The sequence below is a fragment of the Streptomyces sp. NPDC001617 genome, from assembly GCF_053596855.1.
This window is the reverse complement of the sequence record NZ_JBSFHA010000176.1, coordinates 1-5,276: the sequence shown is the minus strand read 5'-3', so window position 1 is coordinate 5,276 and position 5,276 is coordinate 1. Positions and strand designations below refer to the sequence as shown.

General features: G+C 68.9%; 5 protein-coding genes. 4 read left to right on the top strand and 1 reads right to left on the bottom strand.

The genetic code is table 11. The features are described from left to right. Window positions 1–123 precede the first annotated feature (123 nt). Window positions 124–957, bottom strand: coding sequence for a class I SAM-dependent methyltransferase (locus ACWC09_RS52155; RefSeq protein WP_450859313.1), 834 nt, complete (start codon window positions 955–957; stop codon window positions 124–126). Window positions 958–1,341: 384 nt separating this feature from the next. Here ACWC09_RS52155 and rpsA point away from each other — a divergent pair, with 384 nt between their 5' ends. The 4 genes from rpsA (at window position 1,342) to ACWC09_RS52135 (ending at window position 5,060) form a co-directional block, all read left to right on the top strand. Continuing rightward, the gene (gene rpsA / locus ACWC09_RS52150; RefSeq protein WP_450859311.1) at window positions 1,342–2,838 is read left to right on the top strand and encodes a 30S ribosomal protein S1; all 1,497 of its coding nucleotides are present in this window, start codon (window positions 1,342–1,344) and stop codon (window positions 2,836–2,838) included. 170 nt (window positions 2,839–3,008) lie between these two features. Next, window positions 3,009–3,947 (top strand): PAC2 family protein, encoded by a 939-nt coding sequence (locus tag ACWC09_RS52145; RefSeq protein ID WP_450859310.1) that lies wholly within the window; start codon window positions 3,009–3,011, stop codon window positions 3,945–3,947. Window positions 3,948–3,992: 45 nt separating this feature from the next. Next, on the top strand, window positions 3,993–4,622 hold the full coding sequence (coaE, locus tag ACWC09_RS52140) for a dephospho-CoA kinase (RefSeq protein ID WP_450859308.1): 630 nt from the start codon (window positions 3,993–3,995) through the stop codon (window positions 4,620–4,622). Window positions 4,623–4,673: 51 nt separating this feature from the next. Beyond that, entirely contained in the window at window positions 4,674–5,060 is a 387-nt protein-coding gene (locus ACWC09_RS52135) for a tetratricopeptide repeat protein (RefSeq protein WP_356357917.1), read from the top strand. Window positions 5,061–5,276: the final 216 nt, after the last annotated feature.

Here is a 5,276-nt window from a genome sequence, read left to right as displayed (position 1 = left end):
CAACTTCGCCCGAGCACGGTTCACTTCATGTGCGTCCACACCCTGACCATGCCCCCAAACAGCACCGCGAGACAGACCTAACGGAGCACTACTAGTGTCGTACGGCCCCCGTCGCCGCCGCCCTCAGCTTCGCTCGCACACGAAGATGGCCGTACCGGGGATGAGATTGCCGCGCAACGGCGACCAGCCGCCCCACTCCGAGGTGTTCCAGGCCGGCCACTCGGGCTCCACCAGGTCGACGAGCCGGAAGCCGCCCGCCACCACGTCCCGGACCCGGTCGCCGATCGTCCTGTGGTGCTCCACATAGACGGCGGTCCCGTCCTCGTCCTGCTCGACGTACGGCGTGCGGTCGAAGTAGGAGGCCGAGACGGACAGACCCTCGGGGCCCGGCTCGTCGGGGAACGCCCAGCGGATGGGGTGGGTGACCGAGAAGACGAAGCGGCCGCCGGGGCGCAGCACCCGCCGCACCTCCGTGAGGACCCGCACCGGATCGGCCACGAAGGGCAGCGCCCCGTACGCCGAGCACGCCAGGTCGAAGGACGCGTCCGCGAAGGGCAGGGCGCCGGCGTCGGCGCAGACGAGGGGGAACGTTCCGCCGATGCGCAGCGCGTGCTGGAGCTGACGGTGGGAGATGTCCAGCGCGACCGGGCGGGCGCCCTGCGCGGCCAGCCAGCGCGCGCACTGCGCCGCGCCCGCGCCGATCTCCAGGACGTCCTTGCCCTTGAGGTCCTCCGGCGGGCCGAGCAGCTCGGCCTCCACCTCGTCGAGGCCCTCGGGGCCCCACACGAAACGGTCGTCGCCCAGGAACGTGCCGTGCTCGACCTGGTACTCGTCGGCGTTGCGGTCCCACCAGCCCCGGTTGGCGCGGGCGCTCTCCGTGCCGTCGGCCTGGCGTCGGGTGGCATCCGGCTGGAACGAGTCGCTCGCAGCCTCGGGGAAAACGGGGTCTTGGATGATCGGCTCCCTCGTCGTACTCTTCCCTGCAATCCGGTCACCCGAGGGGTGTCACGGAAGAGGTGTCTCAGGCCTGCGTGGCCTCCAGAGACAGTTCTTGTGCCGGGATTGCGGCGATCCGCCCCGGGTGTGCGCCTTCGCGCATTGACCCTGTCCGGCTGCCCCCGTATGCTACAAGTTGCGCTGCGGGCCTGCGCACCTCAGACGTAGCAGGCTGCGCTCGCATCTGTTGTATGTCCCCTCGGTTGTCGAGGCGCCATCACCAGTGACTGGTTCTCCAGTATCTGTTGGGGCGCTTCCTTGGCTGTCCGGCTTCTTCAGAGCGATACGGGCTCCCGGCGTAGCAGTACCTACGACTTCAATGTCCGTACCGGAGCCCTTTCCCACATGACGAGCAGCACCGAGACCACCGCCACCACCCCGCAGGTAGCGGTCAACGACATCGGTAACGAGGAAGCCTTCCTCGCCGCGATCGACGAGACGATCAAGTACTTCAACGACGGCGACATCGTCGACGGCGTCATCGTGAAGGTCGACCGGGACGAGGTCCTGCTCGACATCGGTTACAAGACCGAAGGCGTTATCCCGAGCCGCGAGCTCTCCATCAAGCACGACGTCGACCCGAACGAGGTCGTCGCCGTGGGCGATGAGATCGAGGCCCTCGTCCTCCAGAAGGAGGACAAGGAAGGCCGCCTCATCCTGTCCAAGAAGCGCGCTCAGTACGAGCGTGCCTGGGGCACGATCGAGAAGATCAAGGAAGAGGACGGGATCGTCACCGGTACCGTCATCGAGGTCGTCAAGGGTGGTCTCATCCTCGACATCGGCCTCCGTGGCTTCCTCCCGGCCTCCCTGGTCGAGATGCGCCGCGTTCGCGACCTCCAGCCCTACGTGGGCAAGGAGCTCGAGGCGAAGATCATCGAGCTGGACAAGAACCGCAACAACGTGGTCCTGTCCCGCCGTGCCTGGCTGGAGCAGACCCAGTCCGAGGTCCGCCAGACGTTCCTCACGACCCTCCAGAAGGGTCAGGTCCGCTCCGGTGTGGTCTCCTCGATCGTCAACTTCGGTGCCTTCGTGGACCTGGGTGGCGTCGACGGTCTGGTCCACGTCTCCGAGCTCTCCTGGAAGCACATCGACCACCCCTCCGAGGTCGTCGAGGTCGGCCAGGAGGTCACGGTCGAGGTCCTCGACGTCGACATGGACCGCGAGCGTGTCTCCCTGTCGCTGAAGGCGACCCAGGAAGACCCGTGGCAGCAGTTCGCCCGCACCCACCAGATCGGCCAGGTCGTGCCCGGCAAGGTCACGAAGCTGGTTCCGTTCGGTGCGTTCGTCCGCGTGGACGAGGGCATCGAGGGTCTGGTGCACATCTCCGAGCTGGCCGAGCGCCACGTGGAGATCCCGGAGCAGGTCGTCCAGGTCAACGACGAGATCTTCGTCAAGGTCATCGACATCGACCTCGAGCGCCGTCGCATCAGCCTCTCGCTGAAGCAGGCCAACGAGTCCTTCGGTGCCGACCCGGCCTCGGTCGAGTTCGACCCGACCCTGTACGGCATGGCCGCCTCGTACGACGACCAGGGCAACTACATCTACCCCGAGGGCTTCGACCCCGAGACCAACGACTGGCTCGAGGGCTTCGAGGCTCAGCGCGAGGTGTGGGAGAACCAGTACGCCGAGGCGCAGTCCCGCTTCGAGCAGCACCAGCAGCAGGTCATCAAGTCCCGCGAGGCGGACGCTGCGGCTGCCGCCGAGGGTGGCGACACCGCGGGTGCGGCTCCGGCCGCGGGTGGCGGTTCGTACTCCTCCGAGGGTGCGGACACCTCCGGTGCCCTGGCTTCGGACGAGGCGCTCGCCGCGCTTCGCGAGAAGCTCGCGGGTGGCCAGAGCTGAACGCCCACTGAGCAGTAGCTCCTGACTGAGGGGCCGTACCTTTCGAGGTGCGGCCCCTCAGCCGTGTTCGGAAGGAAACCCCGTAAGAGAAGGCTGATCAGGCGTACCTGCGGGAATGCCCCTGGTTCAGGGCGCGTTGAAACGTACGAACACGAGGAGGAGCGGTCACTGTGCTTGATCCGCAGGGTTTGTACGCATGGGAGCCGAAGGGCCTGGCTGTCGTCGACATGGCGCTCGCCCAGGAGTCGGCCGGCCTTGTCATGCTCTACCACTTCGACGGATACATAGACGCGGGCGAGACCGGCGACCAGATCGTCGAGCGGCTTCTGGACTCGCTGCCCCACCAGGTCGTGGCCCGTTTCGACCACGACCGGCTCGTGGACTACCGCGCCCGCCGCCCGCTGCTGACCTTCAAGCGTGACCGGTGGACCGAGTACGAGGAGCCCACCATCGACGTGCGGCTCGTGCAGGACGCCACCGGAGCGCCCTTCCTGCTGCTGTCCGGCCCGGAGCCGGACGTGGAGTGGGAGCGGTTCGCCAAGGCCGTCGAGCAGATCGTGGAGCGGCTCGGCGTGCGTCTGGCGGTGAACTTCCACGGCATACCCATGGGCGTCCCGCACACCCGCCCCGTGGGCCTGACCCCGCACGGCAACCGCGGCGACCTGGTCCCGGGCCACCGCAGCCCCTTCGACGAGGCACAGGTCCCGGGCAGCGCCGAGTCGCTCGTCGAGTACCGCCTCATGGAGGCCGGCCACGACGTCCTGGGCGTCGCCGCGCACGTGCCGCACTACATCGCCCGCTCGCCCTACCCGGACGCGGCCCTGACGGTCCTGGAGGCCATCACCGCCGCCACCGGCCTGGTCCTGCCCGGCATCGCCCATGCCCTGCGCACGGACGCCCACCGCACCCAGACCGAGATCGACCGCCAGATCCAGGAGGGCGACGAGGAGCTCACCGCCCTGGTCCAGGGCCTGGAGCACCAGTACGACGCCGCCGCGGGCGCCGAGACCCGGGGCAACATGCTCGCCGAGCCGGTGGACATCCCGTCGGCGGACGAGATCGGCCGGGAGTTCGAGAAGTTCCTGGCGGAGCGGGAAGGCGACAACTGACCTCCGGCGGTCCCGCTGTCGGTGCCAGGCCCTAAGCTGCCCCTCATGCTGAAGGTGGGTCTGACCGGCGGGATCGGTGCCGGCAAGAGCGAAGTGTCACGGCTGCTCGTCGAGCGCGGAGCCGTGCTGATCGACGCGGACCGTATCGCGCGGGAGGTCGTCGCGCCCGGGACGCCCGGGCTGGCGGCGGTCGTGGACGCCTTCGGCGAGGGCGTGCTGTCCGAGGACGGCAGCCTGGACCGGCCCAAGCTCGGCTCCATCGTCTTCGCCGACCCCGAGAAGCTCGCCGTGCTGAACTCGATCGTGCATCCCCTGGTGGGCAGGCGGTCCCGTGAGCTGGAAGAGGCCGCCGCCGAGGACGCGGTCGTCGTGCACGACGTCCCCCTGCTCGCCGAGAACAGCCTGACCCCGCTGTACGACGTCGTGATCGTCGTCGATGCCAGCGCCGAGACCCAGCTCGACCGGCTGGTGCGCCTGCGCGGCATGACCGAACAGGACGCACGCGCGCGTATGGCCGCGCAGGCGACGCGCGAGAAGCGCCGGGCGATCGCGGACGTCGTCATCGACAACGACGTGCCGCTGGAGGAACTGGAGCGCCGGGTGAAGGACGTATGGGCCGATCTCGTACGCAGAGCCCGCGCCGTGGAGGGTTCGTCCCGGGAATCTCAGGAATAGCGGGTCCTTTTCCGGGCGTTGAACCCTTCGAGTGAGGGAAGGACTTTAGCCGTGCCCGAGACCAGCGGTTCGACCGGACGTACTCCGGAGACGCATGTCATCGACTTCCGTGCCGCCGAGCAGTTGCTCAACGCACGGGACCCGCGGGGCGCGGTGAAGCTGCTCGACTCAGTCATCGCCGCGCACCCGGAGAACACCGCCGCCCGGCTGCTGCGCGCGCGTGCGTTCTTCGCCGCCGCGCAACTGCGGCCCGCCGAGCTGGAGTTCACGATCGTCCTGGAGCGCGAGCCGGACAACTCGTTCGCGCACTTCGCGCTGGCCCGCACCTACGAGCGCCAGGGTCGCCAGGAGCAGGCCAAGCGGCACTTCCGGCTGGCGGCCGCGCTGGACCCCAACCCGCAGTACCTGAAGGCCGCCCGGTTCGACGAGTCGGCATGAGGCGGGCGTGAGCCAGGGGGTGTCCGGCGGATCAGGTCGGCTGTGAGGCACGGCACCTCCTGGCCAAGCCGAGAGTGGGGGAGCGTGCAGCTGCAAGGCGGAGGAGGGCGGCGCTGCGGCACATCGGCAACCGACGACAACGCGGCTGGGGGTCCCCCCACGCCATCAAGGCAGTGGGGGAGCGCGTGCCAGGCCCCGCGACGCCGAGCTGATCCG

What these genes read in the sequence shown, in the direction of transcription:
- coaE (WP_450859308.1), top strand. Translation starts at nt 3,993, where the DNA reads ATGCTGAAGGTGGGTCTGACCGGCGGGATCGGTGCCGGCAAGAGCGAA.
- rpsA (WP_450859311.1), top strand. Translation starts at nt 1,342, where the DNA reads ATGACGAGCAGCACCGAGACCACCGCCACCACCCCGCAGGTAGCGGTC.